This is a genomic window from Kaistia sp. SLG-1 (genome assembly GCF_059699055.1).
Map to the genome: position 1 here is coordinate 4,251,810 of NZ_AP048544.1, position 26,163 is coordinate 4,277,972.

Annotated in this window: 25 protein-coding genes; 3 read left to right on the forward strand and 22 right to left on the reverse strand. The window is 68.2% G+C overall.

The window, feature by feature from the left end; genetic code table 11:
• Window positions 1-118 precede the first annotated feature (118 nt).
• A complete protein-coding gene (locus AC6HZP_RS19650; protein WP_497524211.1) occupies window positions 119-436 on the reverse strand; it encodes an MliC family protein in 318 nt (105 codons plus the stop codon).
• Here AC6HZP_RS19650 and AC6HZP_RS19655 point away from each other — a divergent pair.
• Window positions 435-611, forward strand: coding sequence for a hypothetical protein (locus AC6HZP_RS19655; protein ID WP_497524212.1), 177 nt, complete (start codon window positions 435-437; stop codon window positions 609-611). The genes AC6HZP_RS19650 and AC6HZP_RS19655 overlap by 2 nt on opposite strands.
• A 51-nt stretch (window positions 612-662) precedes the next feature.
• Window positions 663-1,814 carry a M24 family metallopeptidase gene (locus tag AC6HZP_RS19660; RefSeq protein WP_497524213.1) on the forward strand — a complete coding sequence of 384 codons (1,152 nt, stop codon included), beginning with the start codon at window positions 663-665 and terminating at the stop codon, window positions 1,812-1,814.
• Window positions 1,815-1,867: 53 nt separating this feature from the next.
• Here the strand turns inward: AC6HZP_RS19660 and AC6HZP_RS19665 are convergent, their stop codons facing one another.
• The 19 genes from AC6HZP_RS19665 to AC6HZP_RS19755 form a co-directional block, all read right to left on the reverse strand.
• Window positions 1,868-2,674, reverse strand: coding sequence for a PhzF family phenazine biosynthesis protein (locus AC6HZP_RS19665; RefSeq protein WP_497524214.1), 807 nt, complete (start codon window positions 2,672-2,674; stop codon window positions 1,868-1,870).
• A complete protein-coding gene (locus AC6HZP_RS19670) occupies window positions 2,671-3,783 on the reverse strand; it encodes an NAD(P)/FAD-dependent oxidoreductase (protein ID WP_497524215.1) in 1,113 nt (370 codons plus the stop codon). Before AC6HZP_RS19670 ends, AC6HZP_RS19665 begins: the two co-directional genes overlap by 4 nt.
• A gap of 18 nt (window positions 3,784-3,801) precedes the next feature.
• A complete protein-coding gene (locus AC6HZP_RS19675) occupies window positions 3,802-4,911 on the reverse strand; it encodes an ABC transporter ATP-binding protein (RefSeq protein WP_497524216.1) in 1,110 nt (369 codons plus the stop codon).
• Window positions 4,908-5,729: an ABC transporter permease gene (locus AC6HZP_RS19680; RefSeq protein ID WP_497524217.1), complete on the reverse strand. Its 822-nt coding sequence runs from the start codon at window positions 5,727-5,729 to the stop codon at window positions 4,908-4,910. The genes AC6HZP_RS19675 and AC6HZP_RS19680 overlap by 4 nt, the downstream gene beginning before the upstream one ends.
• Window positions 5,726-6,931, reverse strand: a complete 1,206-nt coding sequence (locus AC6HZP_RS19685; protein ID WP_497524218.1) for an ABC transporter permease — start codon at window positions 6,929-6,931, stop codon at window positions 5,726-5,728. Before AC6HZP_RS19685 ends, AC6HZP_RS19680 begins: the two co-directional genes overlap by 4 nt.
• Before the next feature lie 6 nt (window positions 6,932-6,937).
• The gene (locus tag AC6HZP_RS19690; protein WP_497524219.1) at window positions 6,938-7,981 is read right to left on the reverse strand and encodes an ABC transporter substrate-binding protein; all 1,044 of its coding nucleotides are present in this window, start codon (window positions 7,979-7,981) and stop codon (window positions 6,938-6,940) included.
• A 240-nt stretch (window positions 7,982-8,221) separates the two neighbouring features.
• Entirely contained in the window at window positions 8,222-9,202 is a 981-nt protein-coding gene (locus AC6HZP_RS19695; protein WP_497524220.1) for an ABC transporter permease, read from the reverse strand.
• Window positions 9,199-10,164: an ABC transporter permease gene (locus AC6HZP_RS19700; protein WP_497524221.1), complete on the reverse strand. Its 966-nt coding sequence runs from the start codon at window positions 10,162-10,164 to the stop codon at window positions 9,199-9,201. The genes AC6HZP_RS19695 and AC6HZP_RS19700 overlap by 4 nt, the downstream gene beginning before the upstream one ends.
• Window positions 10,157-11,650, reverse strand: coding sequence for a sugar ABC transporter ATP-binding protein (locus AC6HZP_RS19705; protein ID WP_497524222.1), 1,494 nt, complete (start codon window positions 11,648-11,650; stop codon window positions 10,157-10,159). Before AC6HZP_RS19705 ends, AC6HZP_RS19700 begins: the two co-directional genes overlap by 8 nt.
• On the reverse strand, window positions 11,647-12,372 hold the full coding sequence (gene mtnC / locus AC6HZP_RS19710; RefSeq protein WP_497524223.1) for an acireductone synthase: 726 nt from the start codon (window positions 12,370-12,372) through the stop codon (window positions 11,647-11,649). The genes AC6HZP_RS19705 and mtnC overlap by 4 nt, the downstream gene beginning before the upstream one ends.
• Window positions 12,369-13,025 carry a methylthioribulose 1-phosphate dehydratase gene (mtnB, locus tag AC6HZP_RS19715; protein ID WP_497524224.1) on the reverse strand — a complete coding sequence of 219 codons (657 nt, stop codon included), beginning with the start codon at window positions 13,023-13,025 and terminating at the stop codon, window positions 12,369-12,371. The genes mtnC and mtnB overlap by 4 nt, the downstream gene beginning before the upstream one ends.
• A gap of 61 nt (window positions 13,026-13,086) precedes the next feature.
• The gene (locus AC6HZP_RS19720) at window positions 13,087-14,085 is read right to left on the reverse strand and encodes a substrate-binding domain-containing protein (RefSeq protein ID WP_201400696.1); all 999 of its coding nucleotides are present in this window, start codon (window positions 14,083-14,085) and stop codon (window positions 13,087-13,089) included.
• A gap of 34 nt (window positions 14,086-14,119) precedes the next feature.
• Window positions 14,120-15,661 carry a rhamnulokinase gene (locus tag AC6HZP_RS19725; protein WP_497524225.1) on the reverse strand — a complete coding sequence of 514 codons (1,542 nt, stop codon included), beginning with the start codon at window positions 15,659-15,661 and terminating at the stop codon, window positions 14,120-14,122.
• 11 nt (window positions 15,662-15,672) lie between these two features.
• The gene (locus AC6HZP_RS19730; RefSeq protein WP_497524226.1) at window positions 15,673-16,248 is read right to left on the reverse strand and encodes a 1,2-dihydroxy-3-keto-5-methylthiopentene dioxygenase; all 576 of its coding nucleotides are present in this window, start codon (window positions 16,246-16,248) and stop codon (window positions 15,673-15,675) included.
• A gap of 327 nt (window positions 16,249-16,575) precedes the next feature.
• A complete protein-coding gene (locus AC6HZP_RS19735; RefSeq protein WP_497524227.1) occupies window positions 16,576-18,144 on the reverse strand; it encodes a glycosyltransferase in 1,569 nt (522 codons plus the stop codon).
• The gene (locus AC6HZP_RS19740; protein ID WP_497524228.1) at window positions 18,141-19,304 is read right to left on the reverse strand and encodes a glycosyltransferase family 4 protein; all 1,164 of its coding nucleotides are present in this window, start codon (window positions 19,302-19,304) and stop codon (window positions 18,141-18,143) included. The genes AC6HZP_RS19735 and AC6HZP_RS19740 overlap by 4 nt, the downstream gene beginning before the upstream one ends.
• A complete protein-coding gene (locus tag AC6HZP_RS19745) occupies window positions 19,301-20,242 on the reverse strand; it encodes a glycosyltransferase family 2 protein (protein WP_497524229.1) in 942 nt (313 codons plus the stop codon). Before AC6HZP_RS19745 ends, AC6HZP_RS19740 begins: the two co-directional genes overlap by 4 nt.
• Window positions 20,243-20,437: 195 nt before the next feature.
• On the reverse strand, window positions 20,438-21,604 hold the full coding sequence (locus AC6HZP_RS19750; RefSeq protein WP_497524230.1) for a YbfB/YjiJ family MFS transporter: 1,167 nt from the start codon (window positions 21,602-21,604) through the stop codon (window positions 20,438-20,440).
• A complete protein-coding gene (locus tag AC6HZP_RS19755; RefSeq protein WP_201400703.1) occupies window positions 21,591-22,490 on the reverse strand; it encodes a LysR family transcriptional regulator in 900 nt (299 codons plus the stop codon). Before AC6HZP_RS19755 ends, AC6HZP_RS19750 begins: the two co-directional genes overlap by 14 nt.
• 205 nt (window positions 22,491-22,695) lie before the next feature.
• Between AC6HZP_RS19755 and AC6HZP_RS19760 the strand changes: the two genes are divergently transcribed.
• The gene (locus AC6HZP_RS19760; RefSeq protein ID WP_201400704.1) at window positions 22,696-23,355 is read left to right on the forward strand and encodes a nucleoside triphosphate hydrolase; all 660 of its coding nucleotides are present in this window, start codon (window positions 22,696-22,698) and stop codon (window positions 23,353-23,355) included.
• Between the two features lie 390 nt (window positions 23,356-23,745).
• Here the strand turns inward: AC6HZP_RS19760 and AC6HZP_RS19765 are convergent, their stop codons facing one another.
• Both AC6HZP_RS19765 and AC6HZP_RS19770 read right to left on the reverse strand, forming a co-directional pair.
• Window positions 23,746-24,915: an MFS transporter gene (locus AC6HZP_RS19765; protein ID WP_497524231.1), complete on the reverse strand. Its 1,170-nt coding sequence runs from the start codon at window positions 24,913-24,915 to the stop codon at window positions 23,746-23,748.
• 22 nt (window positions 24,916-24,937) lie between these two features.
• A complete protein-coding gene (locus tag AC6HZP_RS19770) occupies window positions 24,938-26,155 on the reverse strand; it encodes an MFS transporter (RefSeq protein ID WP_497524232.1) in 1,218 nt (405 codons plus the stop codon).
• Window positions 26,156-26,163: the final 8 nt, after the last annotated feature.

Sequence of the window (26,163 nt, forward strand, 5' to 3'; positions counted from 1 at the left end):
GCAAGCGGGCGAAGGCTTTTTCTCCGCGCGCTGCATTGATCCGGATACCGATCGACCGGGTTCGGCGCGCCCCCTCTCCCGCCGGCGGGAGAGGGTCGGGGTGAGGGTCTGCTCGGACCTAGTCCGCGGTAGTGCAGTTGGTCAGCTTGCCGGCGACGGTCAGCATCGCGCCCTTGCCCTTGATCCAGAACTCGACGTCGTCCTTCTGGTAGCGGCCGCCATCGGCGGAGACGACCTGCGGCAGGACGAGGGTCCGCCCATCGGCGAAGACCAGCTGCGCGGTGCTGCCTTCCGGCGAGGGCGGGCTGAAGGTCGCCGTCAGCGCGGTGCCGTCCTCGCAGCGATAGTCGAAATCGGCCGCCGAGGCCGCGTCGACCGCGACGAGCATCGACGCGAAACCCAGCGCCAGGACGACGCCGCGATGGTGGAACTGCATGAAACTCTCCGCTCCGGGATATCCGACAAAGCCCAACAAAGCGTCGAAGGGCCGGTTTTCGCTGCAAAGTCAGCAACTTCCCAACGATATCCATCCGGGCGGCGACGTCCAGACCTTCTTCGCCTTCGCGGTGAAGGCGGCATCCGGTTGCTTTTATACTCGATTGAATTTGTAGATTTTGTCGTGTTTAAGAGCCCGATCTCCGGTTCGATGAAATGAGGATGCGATGCGGGTGCATGAGGCGAGGACGATCGAGTTCCAGCGGCGGATGGCGGAGGACGGCATCGACGTCACCGTGCTGCATGACGCGGACTCGATCTACTATTTCTCGGGCTTCTGGGGCTATCTCGGGATGGAGTATGACCGGGCGACGCTGCTGGTCATCCCGCGTCTCGGCGCCCCCACCCTCATCACGCCGGCGATGGAGGCCGAGTTGGCGCGTCGGCTCGGATCGATCGAGGACGTGCGCGAATGGACCGACGGCATCGACGGCGAATGGCCGCGCCATGTCGAGGCGATCTTCGCCGGCAAGCCCTATCGGGTCATCGGCCTCGAGACGTTCAAGACCCACCCGCGCGTCACCACCGTCCTGCAGACGCTGAACCTCGACGCCGAGTGGCGCGACGTCTCGCGCGTGATCGGCACGCTGCGCTCGATCAAGTCGCCGGAAGAGATCGCCACCATGCACCAGGCCGGCGAGGTCGCCGTGGCGATGGTGGAAGGCGGCCGCGCCGCGATCGCCGAGGGCGTGCCGGAATATGAGCTGGCGCTCGCCGTCCTTGCGGCCGGCACGCGCCGCGCGGCCCGCTTCCTGGCCGACAATGGCGAGGACGCGCTCGTCTCGCCGACGATCTACAATCTGCAGATCCTGCAATCCGGCTGGGAAACCTGCATGGTGCATCGTCGCTCGACGGTGAAGCCGCTCCAGAAGGGCGACCCCATCTATTTCTGCTTCTGCGGCATGGCAACCTTCAAGCAGTTCAAGCTCGGCTTCGATCGCGAGTTCTTCCTGGGCTCGGCGACCGACGAGCAGCAGCGCACCTATGAGACGGTCGTCCGGGCGCAGCAGGCGGCGCTGGCCGAGATCCGCCCCGGCGCGATCGCCGAGGAGGTGCACGCCGCCTCCGAGGAGGTGTACCGCTCGGCCGGCTTCGGCCTCGCCTACCGCACCGGCCGCGCCATCGGCTACTCCTATCTGGAAGAGCCGCAGCTGAAGCGCGGCGACAAGACGGCGCTCCAGGCCGGCATGACCTTCGCCGTCGACGGCGGCATCACGATCGCCAACACCTTCGGCGCGCGGATCGGCGACTCCGTCGTCGTCACCGAGACGGGCTTCGACTATCTGACGCGCTATCCGCGCGAGTTCACGATCGTCTAGATCAGAAATCGAAGGGCGAGCCGGCGTTGGCGCCGGCTCTGCCCCGCCGTTCCTTAGCCGGCTTCGGGAAGCTGCAAGACGCCGTACAGCGAGATCGCCGCGCGGCCGCCGAGCACCACCCGATCGCCGCGATCCTCGCAGCGGATGGTGCCGCCGCGCGCCGACAATTGCCGCCCGACCAGCTTCGTCCGGCCGAGCCGCCGCGCCCAGTAGGGCGTCAGACAGCAATGCGAGACGCCGGAGACGGGATCCTCGGGAACGCCATTCGCCGGCGCGAAGAAGCGCGAGACGAAATCCGCGTCGCCGCCTTCGATCCCCTCGGCCGGCGCCGTGACGATGACCGCCGGCAGTTCCAGCCGCGCCACCGCCGCGAGATCCGGGTGCAAATTCGCCACGTCCTGCCAGCGCTCGAAGACGAACAAATGATGCTTGGCGGCGAAGGCCTCGACGGGTCGGGCGCCGAGCGCCGCGACGACCGCGTCGGTGACCTCCGCCGGACGCGGCGACAGCGCCCCCATGTCGAGCGCGACGCCATCGCCGTCGCGACGGACGAGCATGTAGTCGTCGCCGGTGCGGAAGCGCACCTCGGCGCGGCCGGGCTCCAGCTTCGCGAGCACGAGATGGCCGGCGGCGAGCGTCGCGTGGCCGATATGGTCGACCTCGCGCGTCGGGGTGAACCAGCGGATGCGATAGTCGTCGCCCTCGGGTGCGAAGAACACCGTCTCGGTCTGGTTCAGCTCGGCCGCGATCGCCTGCATGGTGGCGTCGGGGAGCCATTCGGGCAGCGGGCAGACGCCGGCCGGATTGCCGGAAAGCGGCCGATCGGCGAAAGCGTCGATGATATAGGCGTCGAGGCTCATGACGTTTCCTTTCCGGCGGCCCAGGCCGCGATGCCGGCGGGATCGCGATGGCCGGCGATGGCGTCGGCGACGCCGTTGGCGATCAGAGGCGCCAGCTTGAAGCCATGTCCCGAACAGGCGCTCACCACCCAGCCGACGGCGCCGAGCGGCTGCACGAAGAAGCTCTCGTCATCCGTGACCGTATAGAAGCAGGTCTTCGTCTCGACGATCCGGTAGCGCTCGAAGCCGGCGAAGGCAGCGGCCGCCGCCGCGATCACCGGATCGGCGTCCTCGGCGGTCGCGGCGCGGTCGTCATCGGGGTCGCCGCGCAGGCTGAAGTGATGGTCGCCGATCTTCAGGCGCGTGCCGCCGCGCGGCGGCAGCGTGTAGCTCAGATGCTCGCCGTCCTCGATCAGGATCGGCGCCGTGGCCCAGGCGGCGCGAAGCGCTTCCGGCGGATCGAGGAACAGCACGGTCTGGCGCGAGGGCGTCACCGCCGGCGCCACTTCCGGCAGCAGCTTCGTCACCCAGGCGCCCGCCGCGACGACCACCTGGTCCGCCGCGTGGGTCTTGCCGGCGACGACGACGCGGCCATGCTCGAGGTCGATCGCCTCGACGGGGCTGTGCTCGTGCAGCACGACGCCGACGCGGCGAAGCCATGCCGCGAGGTCCGTCACGATCCGCTGCGAGAACAGCAGCCCCGCGCCGCCGACCTCGACGACGCGATGGATGCCGCCCAGCCGCACCATCGGCAGCCGCGCGGCGATCTCGGCCTCGTTCAACTCGCGATGCTCGATGCCAAACGCGTCGAGATCGCGCGCCGTCGTCGCATACCAGTCGTCCTCGAGCCGGCGCACATAGGCGATGCCGGTCGGCAGATAGTGGCTGACGCCGAGATCCTGCCACAGCCCGTCATAGGCGTTGAAGGCATCCGGCATCAGCCGGGTATAGCCCTCGAGCGGGCCGTAGGTGTGGCGGGTGATGCGGTGCTCGTCGAAAGACGACGACAGCGGATTGGGGATCGGCCCCTGGTCGAACACCTCGACCGCGAAACCCCGATGGTGCAGCGCCCGCGCGAGCGACAGCCCGGCGATCCCCGCTCCAACGACAATGACCTTGCTCAAAGCCATGCTTTCTCGTTTCTCTTCTCAAGCGACCGGCTGCAGCAGGAGCGTATGCTCGGCCCGCCAGCTCAGTATGATTTCACTGCCGGGCTCCGGCCGCTCGTCGACGCCGCGCACACCCAGATTGACCTTGAGGATGGCGCCGCCCGGGATCGCGACCTCGAGGCCGAGATGGTCGCCGAAATAGATCGACTGCCCGACCCGGCCGGCGACGCGGTTCTCGCCGTGCCCCTCGCCGATCGCGATCCGCTCCGGCCGGATCGAGACCAGCACGTCATCACCCCGCGGCGCGGGATCGCCGAGCACGCCGGCGAGCTCCAGCCCGGCCGCCGCGTCGACGCGCGCGACAGGACCGGTCCCGCCCGGCACGAGACGGCCGGGAAGCGCGTTGGTTTCGCCGATGAAGCGGGCGACGAAGCCGTTCGCCGGCTGCTCGTGGATGGTGCGCGGCGCAGCCAGCTGCTGCACACGGCCCTGATGGAACACCGCGACCCGGTCCGACATGACCATCGCCTCGGTCTGGTCGTGCGTGACATAGATGATGGTGAGGCCGAGCTCGCGATGCAGCCGGCGGATCTCCAGCTGCATCTGCTCGCGCAGCCGCTTGTCGAGGGCGCCGAGCGGTTCGTCCATCAGCACCAGCTTCGGCTCGAACACCAGCGCCCGCGCCAGCGCGACGCGCTGCTGCTGGCCACCGGACAGTTGCGCCGGCCGGCGCCGGCCGAGATCGCCGAGCTCGATCATCTCCAGCGCACGCGCCACCCGGCGGGCGATTTCCGCCTTCGGGATGCCGCGCAGCGTCAGCGGGAAAGCGACGTTCTCGGCGACGCTCATATGCGGAAAGAGCGCATAGCTCTGGAACACGACGCCGAAATCGCGCCTGTGCGGCGGCAATTCGGCGATCGACCGGCCCGCATAGAGGATCTCGCCGCCGCTCGCCTGCTCGAAGCCCGCGATCATCATCAGCGTCGTCGTCTTGCCGGAGCCGGAAGGGCCGAGAAGGGTCAGGAACTCGCCCTGCTCCACCGAGAGATCGAGCGCATCGACGACGAGCCCGCCGCCGTCATAGCGTTTGGTGACGCCGCTGAGGCGAAGCAGCGGCTCGGCGCGCTCAGGCCTATCTCCAGCGGTCATGCGCCCTGCCCCGTCGACGCCAGCCGCCGCGACCGGCGGCGCAGCGCCTCCACGGCGACGAGGAAGGTGATGGAGAGGAGGAGAAGCAGCGTCGCCACGGCGGTGACGATCGGGCCCGTATTTTCCTTGATCCCGGAGAACATCTGTAGCGGCAGGGTCCGTTGCGAAGGGGCGGTGACAAAGGAGGCGATGACGACCTCGTCGAGCGACGTGGCGAAGGCGAACACGGCGCCTGCGGCGACACCCGGCGCGATGATCGGCAGCATCACGCGGCGAAAGGCGGTGAGCGGGCCGGCGCCGAGGCTCGCCGCCGCGCGCCAGAGCGCCCGGTCGAACGACTGCAGCGAGGCGACGACGCTCAGCGTCACGAAGGGCAGGCCGAGCGCTGAATGGAAGATCACCAGCCCGGTCAGGCTGTTGCTGAGCGAAACCGTCGCCAGCGCGAAATAGGCGCCGAGCGCCAGGATGACGATCGGCACGACCAGGGGCAGCAGGATGGCGAGCAGCGCCAGAACCCGCGCCCGCCCCCGCAGCCGGTCGATGCCAAGCGCCGCGGCGGTGCCGATCAAGGTGGCGATCAGCGCCGAGGCGATGCCGACGCGGAGGCTGTTCCCGAGCGCGTCGCGCCAGGCGCCGGACGCCAGCGCCTCGCCATACCAGTGCAGCGAAAGCCCCGGCAGCGGGAACGCGATGATGCTGCCGGAGGAGAAGGAGACCGGCACGACGACCAGCGCCGGCAGCACCAGGATGGCGACGAGCAGCAGCGCGCCGAGCCGCATGAAACCGCGCGGCAGCGGCAATCCATAATCGACCTTCATCCGCGTGCTCCCTCCAGCGCCCGCATCGGCTTCATCACGGCGATCAGGGCGCCGACGAGCACGAGGAAGAAGACCAGCGACACCAGGCCGAGCCCGGCGGCGAGGCCCGGATTGTTGGTCCGAAGCACGGCAAGCTCGATGAAGGTGCCGATCATCCGGTCAGCCGGGCCGCCGACGAGAGCCGGCGTGATGTAGTAGCCGGCGGCGGAAGCGAGCACGAGCAGGATGCCGGCGGCGATGCCGGCGCGCGCTTGCGGCAGGTAGACCCGGCGCACGCTCTGCCACGGCGTCGCGCCGAGCGAGCCTGCGGCCATCAGCTGCGTCCTCGGGATGGCGCGGAGCGCGTTGTAGATCGGCAGCACCATGAAGGGCAGCAGCACATGCGTCATGGCGACGACCACCGCGAGGCGGTTGAAGGCGAGATCGAGCGGCGCCGAGATCAGGCCGATCCGCTGCAGGACGCCGTTGATCAGGCCGTTCGATTGCAGGAGCAGGATCCAGGCCATGGCGCGGACGAGAATGGAGGTCCAGAGCGGCAGCATCAGCACCAGCAGCCAGCGCTCGGCCGATTTCGGCGGCAGCGACGCCAGATAGAGCGCGAGCGGCAGGCCCAGGGCGAGGCAGAGCGCCGCGACCGAACCGGCGATGACGAAGCTTCGGACGACGATGCTGCGATAGATGGCGAGATCGGCCGGGCGACTGACGATCTCGCCGCTGGCGTTGCGCTCGAGATCGAAGGCGGCGAGGAGATAGCGATCGGTCCAGGGGCCGCTCGAGGCGCGGATCGCCTGCCAGATCTCGGGCTTGGCCCAGCGGCCATCGGCGGCGACCAGCGCGGCTTCCGGATCCGCCGGTGCGTCGAGCGCCACGGCCCGCGCGGCGACGAGGGGCGTGCGCAGTCCCGGCTTTTCGATATTGAGGCGGCGCGCGACGCGGCCGACAGCCGTATCGGAGGCTTCCGTGAGATCGGCGACGAGCGCCGCATAAAGGGCCGGCGACGGCGCGGCGGGCGCGCTCGCCAGGAGCTCGACGGTGCGCGGCAGGCCGGCCGAAACGTCGCGATCCCCCACGCTCTCCCAGACGAGCAGGAAGAGCGGCAGGCCGATCACGGCGAGCAGGAACAGCGACATCGGCGCTAGCAGCAGCGCCGTGAAAAACCGCGCGCGATTGTCGCGCGCGGTGCCTTTTTCGACCCGGGCCATCCGCCGTTACTGGCTGGCGAAGGCGTTGAAGCGCTCGGTCAGCGGCTCGATGTTCTCGGACCAGAAGGTCGCGTCGACCTGCAGCGCGCCGGCGAGGTTCTTGGGATAGGTCGGCAGCTCCGACGCGATCGCCTCGGGCAGCGCCGCCGTCGCCTTGGTGTTGGTCGGTCCGAAGGCGACCAGCTCCGGCAGGATCTGCTGCTGGCTGGCGCGCGAGGCGAAATCGATGAACTTCAGCGCCTCGTCCTTGTTCGGGCTGTTCTTCAGGATCACCCAATTGTCGAGCGCGTAGATGCTGCCCGGCCAGATGAACTTGAAGTTGCGCTTGTCGGTCTGGTTGGCTGCGGTGACGCGGCCGTTGAAGGCCAGCACCTGCGAGGCCTCGCCCGACGCGAGCAACTGGATCGCCTGGCCGCCGCTCTCGAAGAAGATCAGGTCCGGCTTGATCGTGTTGAGCTTGGCGAAGGCGCGGTCGACGCCTTCCGGCGTGCGCAGCGTCGCGTAGACCTGGTCGACGGGCACGCCGTCGGCGATCAGCGCCAGTTCCAGCGCGTATTTCGGGCCCTTGCGCAGGGCGCGCTTGCCGGGGAACTTCTCGACGTCGAAGAAATCGGCGACGGTCGTCGGCGCGACGCCCGCCTTGTCGGCGTCATAGGCGATGCCGGCCGACCAGGTGATGGCGCCGACGCCATACTTGTTCTGCGCCGCCGGGATCAGCTCGTCCTTGGCGCTGATCTTGCTCCAGTCGATCGGCTCGAACAGCCCCTCGGTGCTGCCGATCTGCAGCTCCTCGACCTCGACATGGACGACGTCCCAGCCGGGATCGCCCGCCGCTTCGGCGCGGGTGCGCAGCGTGCCGACGCCGCCTTCCCAGCTATCGTCGATGACCTTGTTGCCGCTCTCCTTCGCGAAGGGCTCGAAATAGGCCTTGCGCTGGGCGTCCTGGAAATTGCCGCCCCACGAGATGACGGTCAGGTCGCGGGCCATGGCGACCGTGCTCGCCCCGGAAATCAGGGCGACCACGGCAAGTCGAAGAAGACGGGAGTTCATGGATTGGGCCTTCTGGCTAATGTGATTCAAAAATACGATTATCTTGATAGACATTATCAATAATAGCTGTCAATCGCCTGCTAGCCCGTCCTTCGCCTCTCCGGGCGGCGCGAAAATATCGGTCTCCCGACGCCGGGATAGCAGGCGCCTGCCACCCTGCGGCCCGGCGCACGCGCCGCCCCGAAAAACGGGACGGCGCGTGGCCCAGGCGATGGGTTTTGGAAGAGGAAATCCGGCCGGTTAGCGGGCGTCGCTCCGGCGCGGCGCATGCCGGTCATAGGCGAGCTTCGCCAGCAGGATCAGGCCCCAGGCGATGCCCGTCGCATGCTGGCTGGCGCCGGCGAGGTTCAGGACCGAGGCCGTGACCTGCAAGGCCACGACCGCGAGGAACAGCCCCCAGACCGAGCCGCGTCCGCCATCCGGGTTGATACCGCCGAGGACGGCCGCGAGCAGCGTCGCGAGCAGATAACTGTCGGCATAGCCCATGCGGGCCGAATTGAAGCGCGACAGCATGATGAGGCCGGCAGAGGCGCTCAGCAGGCCCGAGAGCGCGTAGCTGACGAGATAGAGGCGGCGGGTGTCGACGCCGGCGAAATGCGCCGCCGGCTCGTTCAACCCGACGGCGCGCAGCCGGTAGCCGAAGGGGGTGCGCGCCAGCACGAAGGCGAGCGCCAGCACGGCGGCGAGGAAGACGAAGGCGATCACCGGAATGCCGAAGACGGCGCTGGCCGCCAGCGCCGGCACGTAGGCCGGCAGGTTGCCCACCGCGCTGCCGCCGGTCACCAGCACGCCGACGCCGGTGAAGATCAGCATGGCGCAAAGCGACGCCAGCACCGGCGTGACCCGGAGATAGGCCACGACCAGCCCGATCAGCGCGCCGGCGAAGGCGCCGGCGAAGAGCCCGAGCGGGATCGGCGCGATATCGGCGAACGGGCCGCCGGCGAGCGCGCCGAAGGCGAGCGCCGTGACGATCGCCGACAGATTGGCGATGGCGACGACGGCGAGGTTGATGCCGCCCGTCAGCATCGGCAGCGCCATCGCCAGCGACAAGAGGCCGAATTCCGGCAGCTGGTAGGCGAGCGAGCGCAGGAAGCCGCCGCCGGGGATGACGCCGGTGCCGCTCAGCGCCAGCAGCAGAAGGCCGAGGCCGAGGGCGAGCCAGACGAGGCGCTGCGACGCGCTCCGCCGCGACGCCGTGACCGGGGGAACAAGCGAACTCATGCCAGGGCCCTCGCCTTGGTCTGCCGGCGGCGCATCAGCTGCAGGCAGAGACTGATCAGGACGACGCTGCCGGTGGCGACCTGGTGCCAATAGGGCGAGACGCCGTTCAACACGAGCGCATTGCCGAAGAGGCCGATGAACAACACGCCGAGCAGCGTGCCGAGGACGGTGCCGCGACCGCCGATCAGGCTGGCGCCGCCGAGTACGGTCGCCGCCACCACGTCGAGCTCGCGCCCGACCAGCGCTCCCGGCGTCACCGCCTGCAGCAATTGCGCCTGCGCGAGACCGGCGACGCCCGAAGCGAGGCCGAGATAGCCATAGGCAAAGAGATTAACGGCGAGGATCGAGATGCCCTGCCGGCTCGCTGCCTCGCGGCTGCCGCCGACGGCGCGGACGATCCGGCCCCAATGCGTGCCGCGCAGGATGAAGGCGGTGACGAGCGCGAACACGAGGAGCAGCACAAGCTGCAGCGAGACGGGATAGCCGCCGATCCGCGCGACCACCGAGGTCGAGAAGAACTCCGGGAAATCGTAGAGCATGGCGCCGCGCGAGACGAGGATCAGTGCGCCGGCATAGATGTTGAGCAGCGCGATGGTGACGACGATCGGCGGGGTCCGCAGCCAGGTCACCAGCGCGCCGTTGAGCACACCGAAGGCGAGCCCGGTGACGCTGACCAAAAGGATCGAGAGCGTCCAGCCGAGATCGGTCCGCGCCAGCACGACGGCGAGGCCGAACTGCGTGATCGAGGCGATCGCCGTGAACGAGATGTCGAGGCCGCCGGCGAGCAGCACGACCAGAAGGCCGAGCGCGAAAATGCCGGTGACAGAAGCCGTCGCCACGACGTCGAGCAGATTGTAGGGGGACAGGAAGTCCGGCGTGAACAGGGCCGTGACGACGGCCAGAAGCAGGACCGCCAGCAACAGCGTGCGGGTCGACAGCTTCTCGGGATAGGTCTCACCCATGAACGATCTCCGACAGCCTGTCGATCGAGACCTCGCCTGGCGAATAGGCGGGTCCCAGCCTGCCGGCCTGCATGACATGGACACGGTCCGCGATGGACCAGACCTCCTCGACCTCGTCCGAGATCAGGAGGATGCCGGCGCCGCGCGCCGCCGCCTCGCGCACGATCCGGTAGATCGCGGCGCGCGCCGTGACGTCGACGCCGACGGTGGGGGAATCGAGAAGCAGCAGGATCGGGCGGATCGCCAGCCACTTGGCCAAGACGACGCGCTGCTGATTGCCGCCGGAAAGCGTGGTGACCAAATTGTCGACATCCTGGGTCTTGATCTCGAGCGCCCGCACGAGGTCGGCGACCAGGGCGTCGGTCGCCTTCTGGTCGACCAGGCCGAAGCCGTTGGTGAGCCGCCCGCGGCTGGGCAGCGCGATGTTGTCGGCGATGCTGGAGCCGAGCACGAGACCGAGCGAAAGCCGGTCCTCCGGCAGATAGGCGACGCCCGCTTCGATGGCGTCGCGGTTGGAGGCGAAGTGCCTCACCTGGCCTGCGACGCGGATCTCGCCGCGATCGGGCTTGCGGAGACCGAACAGGGTCTGCGCCAGTTCTGTCCTTCCCGCGCCGAGCAGGCCGGTCAGGCCGACGATCTCGCCGGCGCGGATCGTCAGGTCGACGGCGTCGAATTCGTTGACCCGGCCGAGGCCCGAGGTTTGCAGCACGATCGCGCCGTCCGTGGTGGCGGCGGCGTTGCGGGTCGGCGAATGCACGGCGGCGCCCGCCATCGCCTCGTGCAGCCGGTCGGCGTCGAACTCGGCCCGGTCGAAGCGGGCGACGATCGCGCCGTCACGCAGCACCAGCGCCTCGTCGGCGATTTCGGCGACCTCGTCATAGCGATGGCTGACGAACAGCACCGCGACGCCGTCGCGGCGCAAATCCTCGACGACGGCGAACAGCCGCTCGGCTTCCTGCCGCGTCAGCGACGCGGTCGGTTCGTCGAGGATCAGGAAGCGCGCCTCGCCGGCGAGCGCGCGGGCGATCGCGACCACCTGCCGTTCGGAGATCGACAGGCTCTCGACCGGCGCGTCGAGATCGAGTCTGACCTTGATGCGATCGAGCACGGCGCGAACCTTCGCCCGGTCGCGCGAGCGCCGGCGCAGGCCGAACGGCTTCGCCCGCGTCGCGCCGAAGACGACGTTGTCGGCGACCGAGAGGTTCGGAAACAGCGCCAGGTCCTGGTAGATGACGTCGACGCCGGCTGCCTTCATGCCCTGCGGCGAGGCGCCTGTGATCGCCTTGCCGTCGATGCGCACAGCGCCGCGATCCGCCTGCAGCACGCCGGTCAGGATCTTGATCAGCGTGCTCTTGCCGGAGCCGTTGAGGCCGCAAAGCGCATAGACCTTGCCGCCCTCCAGACGAACCGAGATACCGTCCAGCACCGTGACGGCCCCGAAATTCTTGGCGAGGCCGTCGGTTTCGAGGATCGAGGCGCGGGTCACGATCCCTCGCGGGCCGCGACGGTTCCGTTCGCGGGATCGATCGCGTCGAAGGTCTTCGCCACCGGATGCGTCTGGTCGGGCGGGATCACCGCCTCGCCGCGATCGAGCGCGACCGTCTTCAGCCCGGCCTCTCGGGCCGCGTCGAGCTCGCCGATGGAATCCGACAGGAACAAGATCTCGGCAGGCTCCAGGCCGAGCGCGGTCGTGATGGCGCGGTAGGAATCCGCTTCCAGCTTGGGGCCGGTCGTCGTGTCGAAGAAGCCGGAGAACAGCGTCGCCAGATCGCCATGCGGCGTATGGCCGAAGACGAGCTTCTGCGCGAGGATCGAGCCGGACGAATAGACATGGAGCCGATAGCCGGCGGCGTGCCATTTCCGCAAGGCCCGCGCCGCGTCATCGTAGACGTCGCCGACCAGCTCGCCATCGCGAAAACCCTGCGTCCAGATCAGGCCCTGCAGCGCCTTCAGCGGCGTGATCTTGCGATCGGCGTCGCTCCAGCTGATCAGGAGATCGATGACGGCCTGGTCGTCGAGCGTGTCGTCGCCGGCGAGCGCGCGCGCGTCAGCGAGGATGCGGAGAACCGCCTCGTCCTCGCGGTGGGCGGCGAGATACTCGCCGATCCGGCCGCGGGCATAGGGGAAGAGGCTATCTCTAACGAAGGAGATCGAGGTGGCGGTGCCCTCGATATCCGTCACGATGGCGCGGATCGGTTGCGCGCTCATGCTGCCGGCTTCCAGCGCAGCTTCTCGAGCTCGCAATTGAGCAGGAACTCGATGCCGACCGCATGCCGGCGGGCATGCTCGAGCGAGGGCCCCCAAGTGTAGAGACCGTGGTTGGAGAGCAGGTAGCCGACGACGACGCCGTTCGCTTCCTTCAGCCGCTGCGTGACGCGCTTTTCCAGCGCCTGGATGTCCTGGTCGTTCTCGAAGACGAGCAGGATGGCCGGCACTTCATGCGTCGGAATGCCGAACAGCGCCTTCTGGATCTCGTAGCCCTCGAAATGCAGCTCGCCCGCTTCGAGATGCTTGGCGGAGAGCAGCGTCTGCGCCACCGAATGGGTGTGCAGCACGCCGTTGATCTCGGGATCGTTGCGATAGAGGGCGCGGTGCAGGTCGGTCTCGGCGGAGCTGTTCGCCGGATGCGGGCCGTCGATCGCCGAGAACAGGATGTGCTCCGGCCGCAGGAAGCCCTTGTCGAAACCAGAGGCGGTGATGGCGATGTGCTTGGCGTCGACGCGGCGGGAGAAATTGCCGCTCGTCGCCGGCACGAGGCCCTGCTGGCCGAGATAGCGGCCGACCGAGATGATCTCGACGGCGGCTTCGGCAAAGGAGACTTCGGAGGCGCGATTGACCACGCCCAGGGTATCGGTCGTCATGGTTCTCTGTTCTTCGTCAGGAGGAGCCGGCCGCGCGCGACCACGGCCGGCGGATCTGTGATCAGAAGTCGAATTCGCCGACGTTCTCGGCGGTGAAGGTGCGGGTCGCCTTGAAGCGGACGACCTTGTCGGCGTCCTCGACGGTGCCCTTGCCGAGGCCCGGCAGCTCGATGCCGGTCTCGACCGGCTCCTTGTCGACGACCTTCTTGGCGAGCGCGACGAGGCCATAGCCGGCGTCGGCCGGATCCCAGAGGAAGCCCTCGCTGATCAGGCCCTTCTTCAGGTAGGGAGCGGCCTGCTTCGGCAGCACGTTGCCGACATTGGCGACGGAGCCAGCGGGCTTGCCCTGCTGCTCGAGCGCGCGGGCGAAGCCGATCGGACCCTGGCTGCCGAAGGCGACGAAGCCCTTGATGTCGGGATTGGCGCGCAGGATCTCCTGCGAGGTGCGGAAGCTGTCGTCGAGGCTCTCGCCGACCGGATAGCGATCCGCGATCAGCGTCAGGTCCGGATACTTGTCCTTCAGATAGGCGAGGCCGATATCGGCCCATTCCTTGTGCAGCGGCACCGTCAGCGAGCCGACGACGAGGGCGAACTTGCCCTTGCCGCCGGTCAGGTCCGCGAGCTTCTGGAAGACCGAGGTCGCGAATTCGCGGTTATCGATCGTCTCGAGGTCCCACTGCGCGCCCTGCTGGCCAGGCGATTCATGCGTGACGACGACGATGCCGGCATCGCGAGCCCGCTGCAGCACCGGCGCGAGCGCGCTGGCATCGTTCGGGACGACGGCGATGGCGTCGACGCCCTTGGCGATCAGGTCCTCGATCAGCTTGACCTGCTGGGCGGGGTCCGCCTGGGTCGGGCCGACCTGGTAGGCGTTGACGCCGAGATCGGCGGCGGCCTTGGTGACACCCTGCTCGAAGCGGTTGTACCAGGGAATACCGGTGATCTTCACCACGACGGCGATCTCCGGCTTGTCGGCGGCATGGCCGGCCTGGGCGAAGCCGGCGGCGAGGAGCGCGCCGGTGCCGACGGTGAGCAGAAGGCGCTTGAAAGAGGACTTCATGAGAATGGACCCTGGGAAGCGTCGCGGCCTGAACTCAGGCGGCGACCGATGATGACGAAGGAAAACGCTTGAGCGCGGCCAGGCGCGCATAGGCCCGGTTCCAGGCCTCGGTGTCGCTCGGTTGGTACTCCTTGACCTGGAAGGACTTGCGGACGAGCGGCCGGCCGGCCGCGAAATCGGGGAGGACGCCGCGCGCGACGAGCTGGGCAATGACGTTGCCGGCGACCGTCGCCTCGACGGGACCGGCGACGACGCGCTTGCCGGTTGCATCTGCGATCGCCTGCAGAAGCAGCGGGATCGCCGCGCCGCCGCCGACGACATAGAGCGTGTCGAGCGCGACGCCGCCGAGGCGCTCCATCTCAACGACCGTGTCGCGATAGGAGAGCGCGAGGCTGTCATAGATCGAGCGCGCCAGAGCGCCCGACGTCGCCGGCGCCGCGTGACCGCGCGCCTCGAACCAGCCCCTGATCGCGCCGGCCATCGAGGCCGGATCGCGGAACACGCCGTCATCGGCGTAGAACACGAAGGCAAGCGGCTCCGAGGCCTCGGCCGCCTGCTCCAGCGACTTGAAGCTGAGACCGGGATCCCGCCGCGCCAGCTCGCGCCGCAGTTCCTGCGTCAGCCAGAGACCCGCCTGGATCTTGTGATGCACGATCGTGCCGCCGGCGCCGCACTCGTTGGTGAAGTTGAACTCGCGCGACGCGTCGGAAAGATCCGGACGGTCCAGCTCGCGCCCGACCAGCGACCAGGTGCCGAGGCTGATGAAGGCCGAGGGCGCATCGTCGAGATAGGGAATGGCGGCCGCCGCCGACGCCGTGTCGTGGCTCGCCACCGCGACGACGTCGAACGGCACCGAAATGCCGAGGCGCTCGCGTTCGGCGGCCAGCAGCGGACCGATCACCGTGCCGCTCTCGACCAGCTCCGGAAAAATCCGGCGCGGAATGTCGAAGAGGCCGGCGAGCTCGAAATCCCAGTTCCGCGTCACGGGATTGACCAGCTGGGTCGTCGAGGCGATCGACACCTCGCCGACGCGCAGGCCCGTGAGCAGGAAGGCGACATAGTCCGGCGTCAGGAAGAGATCCTGCGCGAGGTTGAGCAGCCAGGGCTGGTCGCGCCGGTCGGCAATCAGCTGCAGCAGCGTGTTGATCTCGATCTCCATCGCGCCGGTGCGGCGATAGAGCTGCGGCTTGGAAATGGTCGCATAGACGGTGTCGAACAGGCCCTGCGTGCGCGGATCGCGCATGTGGCGGAGGCCCGCGACCATCGTCCGGCTCTGGTCGAGCAGCGCATAGTCGACGCCGAAGCTCTCGATGCCCAAGGTCGCCGGCCCGTCGAGCCGGGGCGCGACGGCGACGAGCGCATCGCCGATGCCCTGCCAGAGCCGCAGGAAATCCCAGTACCAGCGCCCGGCAAGCTGCACCGGACCGTTCTCGAAGCGGTGCACTTCCTCGATGGCGATCGATCCCGCCTCGGTGAGCTCGGCCAGGTGCAGCCGGCCGCCGGAACTGCCGAGATCGAGGGAAACGAGGTTGCGGCCGCCGGCCGGATGGATCGCCTGGGTCGGAACGCGGGTCATGAGCGCGCGCCCTAGGCCTGAGCCACGGCCGGGCTCGCCGCGCCGCTTTCGAACAGGGGGAGCGTCTCGGCGATCGCGCTGCCGGTGAACTTCGCCACCCAGCCATCGGCCGAGACGAACAGGCGAATAGCGGTGAAGCTTGGCTCCGACCCCATGTCGAACCAATGCGGCGTGCCCGCCGGCACCGACAGGAGATCGCCGCGCGTGCAGACGACCCGGTAAACCTTGTCGCCGATATGGAGATAGAAGGCGGCGCTGCCCTCGACGAAGAAGCGGACCTCGTCCTCGTCATGGGTGTGCTCGGCGAGGAACTTCTGCCGGAAGGCGACGCGATTGGGATTGTCCGGCGCAATGCGGAAGACATCGACCGAGTTGTAGCCGGCTTCGTCCGAAAGGCGCTTGATCTCGCGGCCATAGGCCGACAGGATTTCTTCGTCTCCGGCGTCACGCTGGAGCTCTACATCCGCGCTCCACAATTCATACCGGACACCGACAGCACCGAGAAGCGCCGTGATTTCATCTCTATTGGACGTATCGGCCAGATTAACATCCGGATGAACGTCACTATAAATTGAAAGCTGGGTCATTATTTCGCAGTCCGCTGACAGGTCGCCATTTCGACGTTGTCACGGCTGAAATCTACGAACTCACCCCCTCAACTTCGAGGCACGATCGCCCCTCCCGCAAATCGGAGGCGGAAATTTAACCCGATAATCACGATAGGTTTAGTATTGTATTGTTTTGATTTCAGCACCCCCGCGCGCATCGCGGCGGGGTCGGTCGCGAAGGCTCCGTCCTAGCGCCTGCCGGGCCCGGCGAGCCGGGTCCGGAATGACCGGCGCCGCAGGGTCACACGTGCAGCAACGGGGCATCCCGCCGCGTGATCTCAGCGGCAGGCAGCGAAAGTCTGGATTTCAATCCTCGACATGCAGAGTCTGCACCTGCGGCAGGCCGATGATCTCGACGCCGAACCGGCGGGCGAGCGCCGCGAAGGCTTCCGTCTCGATCAGGCGATGATAGGGCCGGTCGGGGAAATCGATGCCGGCGCGATGAAGGTTGGCGTCGACCAGCAGCATCGTGCCGCCGACCGAATCCAGACGGACGCGCGGCAGGTAGCGCAGGTCCTGCAGATAGAGCCGCAGATGGTGGGCATGCGGCTGATAGAGGCCGTCGCGGACATGCTTGATCCACTGATGGTCCTTCGGCTCTGCCGTGGCGATCCAGGCGTTCTGATCGAAACTCTTGCCGCCGATCTGCCGGACCGAATCCGGATGCACCACGCGGGCCCGCTCGGCCAGCATGCGCGCGAGGATGTCGGGCGGGAAATCGATGATGTCGGCATCGATCCAGAGCACCCAATCCTCGTCGGCCAGCCCCTCATGCAGCAGCAGATTGCGCACCTTGGCGATGCGGCCACGGCGATCCCGCTGGAAGGCAATCTCCCAGCGCGGCCCCTGCTCGCGGACCGCGAACTCCTGCCGGATCAGCGCACTTCGGCGGAACCGGTCCTTGCGGATCTCCAGAAACGCCTGCACCCGCTCGAGGCTGTCATCCGTCGAATTGCCGACCAGCAGCGCGATCGAGAGCTTCTCGGCCGGAAAATCGAGCGCGTCGATCCGGGCGAACAGGGCATCGAGCGTCCGGGCGGCGTTGCGGACGGGAATGGCGACGAGAACAGTGCCATCCGCCGGCGCCTCGCTTGCCAGCACGGCGCGGTCGACGGCCTGCTCGCGCAAGGAGGGATCCTCCAGGCGGCGTTCGCGCCAGCGCAGCCGCGCCTTGCGGAACGCCGTCTTGATCCGTACGGCGGCGGGCGGCCCCTTCTCGCCGGGGATCCAGGTGCCGTGCCAATGATGCTGCGCCAGCGGCGGGACCGCCGCGTCGAGATCCGGACAGAGGCGTCCATATTTGTCGCGCGGCGAGAACATGGAGCCCGGGATGATGTCGGGCCGGATGCCCGCATCGGCCGCGTCCACCGCGCCGGTCAGCAGGAACGGCCCGGTCGCGTCGAGCGGATCCAGAGCGTGGCGGCACCCGACGGCGAGATCGATCACCTCGTCCCAGAAGGGATGGCCGGCGGGCGAGGCCATGACGGCGTTGGAGACGATACGCGCGAGGCCGCGCACCACCACCAGCTTCTCGGCCAGATGGCTCGCCGGTTCCTCGGCGAAGAGCGGCCGGTCGCGATCGAGGATCTCCTCAAACGACCGGAGCGCCTCGGCGTCGAGATCGGCATAGACGCCGCCATGGCTGCGCAGCACGAGATAGCGGCCGAGGTCGGCGCGCTGGATCGGGCGCGGATAGCCGAAATAGAGCTCGGCCAGATGCGGATATTCCTGCCGGACGAGGGCCGCGAGGTCGTCATCCGTCCAGAGCCGGATTTCCCAGCCGGGATGCAGCCGGGGCCAGCTGGCGACGAATTCCCGCATGGCAGCCGGGATGTCCCGGTCGCGCCAGGTCTGATGGATGATTTTGGGAATCATGTCTGCGACACCGCCTTGAGCGCCGAGACGACGGCGTCCTGGATTGGGTCCGGTCCGAAGCGGCGCCAAGCCGTAGCATGACCGCGCGCGCGAAGCTCCTCCCGGAGCGACCGGTCGCGCCAGAGCCGGAGGATCTCCGCCGCCAGCGCCCTGTCGCTTTCGGCGAGGATTATGTCGTGCCCATGGCGCAGGCCGAGCCCTTCCGCCGCCAGCGGCGTGGCGATGACCGGCAGGCCCCAGGCCATGGCTTCGACGATCTTGAACCGCGTTCCCCCGCCGCTACGGAGCGGCACCACCGCCATGTGGGCGGCACGGAGGAGCGGCGTCAGATCGTCGGGATTGGCGACGATGCGGATGTCGGGAGCCGCGAGCCGGCGCACCCGGCGCGCCGGCTGGCGTCCGGCGAGCGTCAGCCGGACCTCCGGCAGCGCACTCCGCAATTTAGGCAGGATCTTTCGCGCCAAGACCTCGCAGGCGCGGACGTTCGGCGTGTAGCCGAGATGACCGACGAAGAGGATCTCGGGACCGACCGCGCCGGGCTCGGCCGGCAGCTGGCGCGGCGCCAGATCGGCGCGCGGCAGACCATTCGGAACGATCGAAACCGAACCGAGCCCGCGCGCGGCGAGCCGGCCGGCGTCGTCCTCCGAGCAGGCCCAGATCCCGTCCACCGCCGCCGCGACCCGCGCTTCGATCGCCGCGATCGCGCGCGCGTCGCGCCGGCGCTTCACGCCGAACCAGTCGCGCCGCCTGGCGATCTGGTTGGCGAGATCGGATTCGACATTGTGCAGATCGAGGACCAGCCGCGCTCCGCTCTCGAGCAGGAGGGCGAGGAAGGGATGCAGGCCGAGATGTTCGACGACGACGAGGTCCGGCTGGAATTCGGCGAGCACCTTGGCCAGCTTGCCGCGCATCGCGTCGTCGATGCCGAGATCGATCGAGGTTTGCTGCGGGTCCAGCTGGTACAGCTTCGCGGCATCGGCGCCGAGATGGCGCGTCGCGAGGTTCGGGACGCCCGTCGCCCCCTCGCCGCCGGCGATCAGCGACACGAGCAGGACCTCGCCGAGCCCCGCCGCGGCGGAAGCGTTCTGCCAGTTGCGCAGGTCCGCCCCCGTCACGGGCGGAAAGGCCGGATGCGCCGTCAGGAACAGGGTGCGCGTCATCGCGGACCCGGCCTTCCGAAACCCTGCCGCATCGCGAGCTTCACCCGGAACCGCAGCCATCGATAGGCGTCGGCGCCGGTCTTCGGCGCCCGGCGCGCGAGGGTCAGGAAGTGCCTGGCGTCGGCGAGTTCGCCCCGGCGCAAATGGATGCGGGCAACCCGGATCGCCATGAAGGCCTCGCGCCTCCCGAGCGCGACGCGGCGGATGCCCCGGTCCTCGAGGGCGAGCAGGCTTCGGCGCCACTGCTCGAAGCTCCTGCGCGAGTCCCGCACCAGCCGCTCGTCGGAGCGCTGCAGGCTGACATGGTAGGTCATGACCGCGGCACCAACGATCGCAATTCGGCAACAGGCCAGCATCGCCGCCCAGAACAGCGTGTCCTCGTCATAGGCGAGCGGGCCGGGAAAGCGCTGGCCGTCGAGGGCGGATCGCAGGATCAAGCCGCAGCCGACGACGATGACGACAGCGGCGCCGGCCAGATATTCCTCGGCCGAGAGGCGCTCCGGCCGATGGCGAAACAGGCTTCGGTCGCGGTCTCTGCGCTGGATGTAATAAGAGCCGAGCACGAGTTCGGGCGCCTGCGGCCCCTCGCCCGCCGCGACCAGGGCCCTCAGCCCGCCCGCCTCATGCGTATCGTCGGCATCCAGGAAATAGACCCACCGCCCCCGCGCCCGCGAGATCCCGTGGTTTCGCGCGCTGCCGGCATCGCGGAAATTCGTCGAGGCCAGGACGATCGGCAGCCCCAGTTCCGCGGCGCTGGAACGCGCGACCGCGACGGTGTCGTCGGTGGAGCCGTCGTCGATGACGATCAGCTCGAGAATGTACGCGCGCTCGCTCACGAGCGACGCCATGGTTGTACTGATGGTATTGGCCGCATTGTGCGCAGGCATGATGACACTGACACACGGGACGCCCAACTCGGAAGTAGAATTGGATACCATACAGATTTAACACTATGTAATTGATTTCATAGTGCTAACACATACGCAAAATCCCGCAAGGCAAGATTTTCCAAGGAACAGGCCGGCGGGCGGACGCGCATGGCGGCGACCGCCCGGAGAGGGCTTTCTGTCTCGGGAGACCGCTCGATTCCTGCAATCTGAGCGGGCATTTTTCCGCAGTCGCGAGCATCGGTCCTAGGCGGGCTGGCCGGCCGCCACGCTGACCCGGCGGCCGGAGACGCACAGCACGGCCGCGACGACGAGCGCGCCGCCCGCCAGCATCAACGAAGGATCGAAGGATCCCGTGCGGGCCAGGATAAAGGCTGCGATCAGCGGACCAACGATCTGGCCGACGCCATAGGACGCCGTCATGATCGCCAGCATGTTGAAGCGAACCTTCCCCGCGACGCGGCGGGCGGCGGGCATGGCGATGGTGACGGTGCCCATGAACGTGCCGCCGACGAGAAGCGCGCTGGCGATATAGGCCGACGGCAGATGCAGCACCGGCAGGACCACGCCGACGGCTTGCACCAGCAGATTGACGAGAAGGGCGCGGCTGGTTCCCCAGCGGACATGCAGCGCATGCCAGAGGAAGCAGGAAGGCACCGCGCCGAGGCCGAACACCGCCCAGATATGGACGGGATCGATCGATCCGAGCGCGGTCTGCACCAGAAGCGGCAGATAGGTCGCCGTGATGATGTAGCCGAACCCGGCGAGCCCATAGACGACGATGAGTCGCGCCGGCCCGATGGCTATGTCGCGCGCATGCGACCCGGCGTGGCCCCGCTCGGCCAGGGCCGGCTTCGTCCGATCGGTCCGCGCCTGCATGGCCAGCGCGACGACGGCGAGACCGAGGCCGACGAGCCCCAGCAGCAGCCAGATCGCCCGGCTGGAGAGCGCGGCGACATGGCCGATCGCGATGAGCTCGGCGGAGAGGAAGATGCCGATGCCGACGCCCGAGAAAAGGGCCGGCGCGCCGTGATGATGCTGGCGATCATGGATCAGCCAGTGCGAGGCGGCCACCAGCGCGATGGCGCTCGCCACCCCGGCGAAGCCGCGCACCGCGATGACAGCGCCTTCCGGCAGCGGCAGCCACAGCAGCCCGAGCGCCGCGACGGTGGCGCCGACGGCAATCGAGCACTGTCTTCGCGCCGAAATTCCGGTGAGGAAGCTGACGAGCAGCGCGCCAATCAGATAGCCGGCATAGTTGGCGGAAGCGGCATAGGAGCCGCCGCCGACCGAGATCTGCCCGTCGGCGACCATCTGCGGGTAGAGGCCGGTGAAGGCGAAGCGGCCGAAGCCCATGCCGATCACCAGCACGATGGCGGCGGCGACGGCCGCCATCCGTTCAGCCTGCCGCATGATCGCCGCCCTCGAGGTTGGAGAAAGCCGCCAGCGTGTCGCGGAGCGCAAGGAAGGCCGGCGTCGCGAAGCCGGGCCGGCAGGCGAGATAGGTATCGACCGTCATCAGGGCCTTTTCCTCGACCGGCGCGACCGGCCGCAGCAGCTCGACGACGCTGCGGGGCATGACGCTGAAGCAGGATCCGGCGGCCGTGCAGGCGAACATCGCGTGGTAGGACCGCACTTCCTGCAGGGCGAAGCGGCCCTTCAGCGTGCCGAGGCCGGACAGCCACTCCTCCGCCAGCATCCGGTAGGTGCAGCCCGGCGCGAAGGCGGCGAGCGCCCGGGGCTGGATGTCGCCGGGGCGCTCGACGCCCGGGTGGCCTGGCGGCAAGAGCAGGACGAGCTCCTCCCGGAACACCGCCACCTTGTCGAGCTCGTCCGGACCGAGCCACCACTCGCCCTCCGGCACGGCGATCAGCGCGGCATCGAGCCGATGCGCCAGCAGCCCCTCGATCAGTTGGCGCGTCGGCGCCGTCGAGAGCTCGATCGTAACCTCCGGCCATTGCCGGTTATAGCGGGCGAGCGGAACCGGCAGGCGGCTGGCGACGGTGCATTCCATCGAGCCGAGGCGCAAAGTGCCCGCCGGGCCGCCGGGATTGACGACCTGTTGCGCCTCGTCGGCGAGGTTCAGGATGCGCTCGACATAATCGAGATAGGCCTCGCCCTCGGGCGTCAGCGCCATGCGCTTCCTATCGCGCTGGAACAGCGGCACGCCGATCTCGGCCTCCAGCTGCTGGATGCGGGTCGTGACGTTGGACGGGACGCGGCCAAGCCGCTCGGCCGCGCGGGAAACGCTCTGCTCCCGCGCCACGGCCCGAAATATCGCCAGCGCTGCGAGGTCCATCGATAGTCTCCAGGCAAGAACCAGACGCCGCATATATTCTTCAAAAGAGAATACTTGTCAATCGACATTCCCGAATTAAGAACGGGGCGCGACGCTCGCGACATCCAGAAAAACGATCGCTGACAATCGAAGCCTCGAATGATTTGATCGGCTCGAGGAACACGCGCTTCGGCGGGCAAGAAGAACGATTCAAGAGGAACGATTGATGACCATCGAGAGCTATTTCGACGGCGGGGAGGAGCTCGTGCGCCGGGTTCGCGCCCTCCCCGCCGCGCGATCCCTGATCGCCATCGCGGGTCCGCCGGGCGCCGGAAAGTCGTTTCTGGCGGAAGCGCTGGTGAAGGCCATCAACGCGAAAACGCCGGGCGAAGCCGCGCTGGTGCCGATGGACGGCTTTCACTTCGACGATGCGGTCTTGAACCAATGGGGCCTGCGCGCCCGCAAGGGGGCGTCGAACACCTTCGATGTCGCCGGCCTCAAATCCCTGCTGCGCCGGCTCGCGGACAATCACGAGCCCTTCGTCGCGGCGCCGGTGTTCGACCGCTCGCTGGAGATTGCCCGCGCCGGGGCGGCGATCATTCCCAGCTCGGCGCGCTACATCATCGTCGAGGGCAACTATCTGCTGCTGCAGAGCGAGCCCTGGTCGGAACTGGCGCCGCTGTTCGATTTCTCCGTGATGATCCGGGAAAGCCGGGAGCTGCTGGAGCAGCGCCTGATTGAGCGCTGGCGATCGCTCGGTCTCGACGACGAGCAGATCCGCGCCAAGGTGTTCGACAACGACCTGCCGAACGGCGATCTCATCCTGAGCGAGAGCCGGCCGGCCGACTTCATCCTGCGCGCCAGGGAACAGCCGCAGACGGCCTGACCCTCATCCGGGGATCGCCGGCTGAGGGCCGCTTGTCCGGCCGGACGGCGCGAAATCCGGTTCGATTGCAGATCCGGCCTGCCCTCGAAAAAGGCAGGCCGCTTTTTCCGGGGTGACGGCCGCAACTAGCGACCAGCCGAGGAACTAGGGGCCATACGTCCGGCGGGGCTGCTGCAAATCCTTTGACGGATCATCCAGCGACGTGAGGAAAGCCTGAACGGCGAGCAGGACGATGGTCGCGCTGACCGCCCCAGCCACGAACGCTACCACATACCCCACCCGCGCCTCCTGCCCCGACCTTGCAAGCGCGAGTATAGGATCGTTCCCGCCCAAAACCAAAGGTAGTTCCTTCGGTTCTATCCCCGCCGAAGGGGCACGCAGCTCGCCCAGTCAGCGGCGATAGACGGCGGGGCCCGCGATTCCGACCACCAGCAGGCCGATGGCGATGGCGACGAAGCCGGCTCCGATGCTGAGGTGCTGGGCGACGAAGCCGATCGCCGCCGGTCCGAGCAGGATGCCGGCATAGCCGAGCGTCGTGATGGCCGCGACGGCGAGGCTCGCCGGCATGCTGGTCTGCCTGCCGGCGGCGGTGAACAGGACCGGCACGATGTTGGAGGCGCCGAGACCGACGAGCAGGAAACCGGCGAGCGCGATGGTCGCGCTCGGGGCGAAAACCGCGATCAGGAACCCGGCCGCGCTCAGTATGCCGCCGACGACCAGGATCACCGTGCCGCCGACCGCCCGGACGATCCGGTCTCCGGTCAGCCGTCCAAGCGTCATCGCGACCGCGAACATCGTGTAGCCGAATCCGGCATGGCTGGGTTCGACGGACTGGCTCGAGATCAGGAACAGCGCGCTCCAGTCGAGGACGGCGCCTTCGGCCAGGAAGACGATGAAGCAGAGGGCGCCGATGAAGATGACGATGCCGCGCGGCAGCACGAACAGCGGCGTACCGGCGGCTTCCCGGTTGCCATAGGGAAGAAGACCCGAATAGGCCGAGATCACCAGGAGGATCAGCAGGGCGCCGATCATCAGCGTGACCGAGAGCGGCGGCAGGCCCGTGCCGAGAAGGAGGCTGACGCCGCCCGCTCCCAGCATCCCGCCGAGGCTGAACAGGCCGTGAAAGCCCGACATCATGTGCCGGCCGCTATCCTTTTCCACCATCACGGCCTGGATGTTCATGGCGACGTCAAAGGTGCCGATGCTCGCGCCGAACAGGATGAGCGCTATGGCCAGCGACAGGACGGAGCTGGACAGGACCAGCCAGGGGATGACAAGCGCAAAGACCAGCGCCGAGAGCACCAGAATGGTGCGGCAGCCGAGCCGGCTCGCCAGCGCGCCCGTGATCGGCATGGCGACGATCGATCCGAGCCCGAGGCAGAGCAGCAATATGCCGAGCGCGGCGTCGTCCACGCCGAGGCGCGCCTTGGCGAAGGGCACCAGCGGCGCCCAGGATGCGAGGCCGAGGCCGGCCACGAGGAACACGGCCCGGGTGGCGATCTGCTCCCGCCTGCCGGAAAGCGGATGGGCGTGCGGGAATGTCGAGGTTTGAGCCATCATAACAGGGCCTTTGGTCGGGGGACTATCGAAGCGGGTGACGTCTCGCCATGGCGGCGAGACCGAGGACGGCCAGAGCCGCGAAGACGGCCGGGATATAGAAGACGCTCGGAAGGCCGAAGGCGGCGACGCCGATGCTTCCCGCGACGCCTCCGACGGCGGAACTGAGCGCGCTCGAGCTCATGAAGATGGCGGAGGCGGTCGCGACCGCGCCCGGCAGAAGGCGCTGGGCGACGAGGATGCCGAGCACGGCAAACAGTCCCCAGACGCCGCCCATGAGGATCTGGCCGGCGAACATTCCGGCGACCGATGGCCAGCCGGCAAAGCAGAGGTTCGCCGCCACGCAGAGCGCCGCCGCAATGGCCATGAGGTTGAGAGGGCCGAACCGTCGTCCGAGCACCACGCTGAACGGCATGATGATCAGCTCGATCAGAGGCTGGACGCCGATGATGGCGCCCCGGACGCCCGGCGCGATCCGCAGATGCTCTTCCATATAGAGCAGCAGAAAGCCGTACTTGATGGCCTCGCCGGCATAGACCAGCACGAAGAGCGCGGTGAAGGCGAGCAGCGGCAGCATCGCGCTGAAGCGCGCACCGCCGGCCGCCTCGGGGTCGGCCGTCGTTTTGGCGGCGCGGGAAGGCGCGGAAACCTTGAGCCGCCCCAAGGGAACGATCTGCGCCAGGAACAAGATCGCGGTCGCCCAGAACAGCGCCCGGAGGCTGGTCTCGGACGCGAACCAGGCGCCCAGCGCCGGGCCGATGACCCAGCCCGCCGTCAGCGCCATGCGAATGATCGCCACGACATCGTCGTTCGCCTTGCCCGGATTTCGGACGAGTTCATCGTGCACGGCGGCAAATATCTGCGACGCTGCGGCGCCGGAGAAGGCGAGGATGACCGCCCCGATGGCAAACGGGATCCAGGCTTGCGTCGACACCGCGAAGCCCGCCCACCCGACGAAGCCGGCGATCGCGCACAATCGGAACAGCCCGAGCCGGCCTCCCGTCCGATCGGAATAGCTGCCGACGAGGTAGCCGGCGATCGGCGCCGTCAGGCTGGTCAGATAATAGAGCCCGGCCATCGGCAGCGACGTGCCGAGTTCCCGGACCAGGAACAGGACGATCTGCGGCGCGGCGGCGGATGTGCCCAGCCCCGAGAGGAACATGGCAAGGGTCGCGCCGCGATAGAGCGGCGACGACCAGAGCTCTTGCAGGGGCGAAATGCGCCGGGAAGCGGTGAGGGTCACGAACGTGC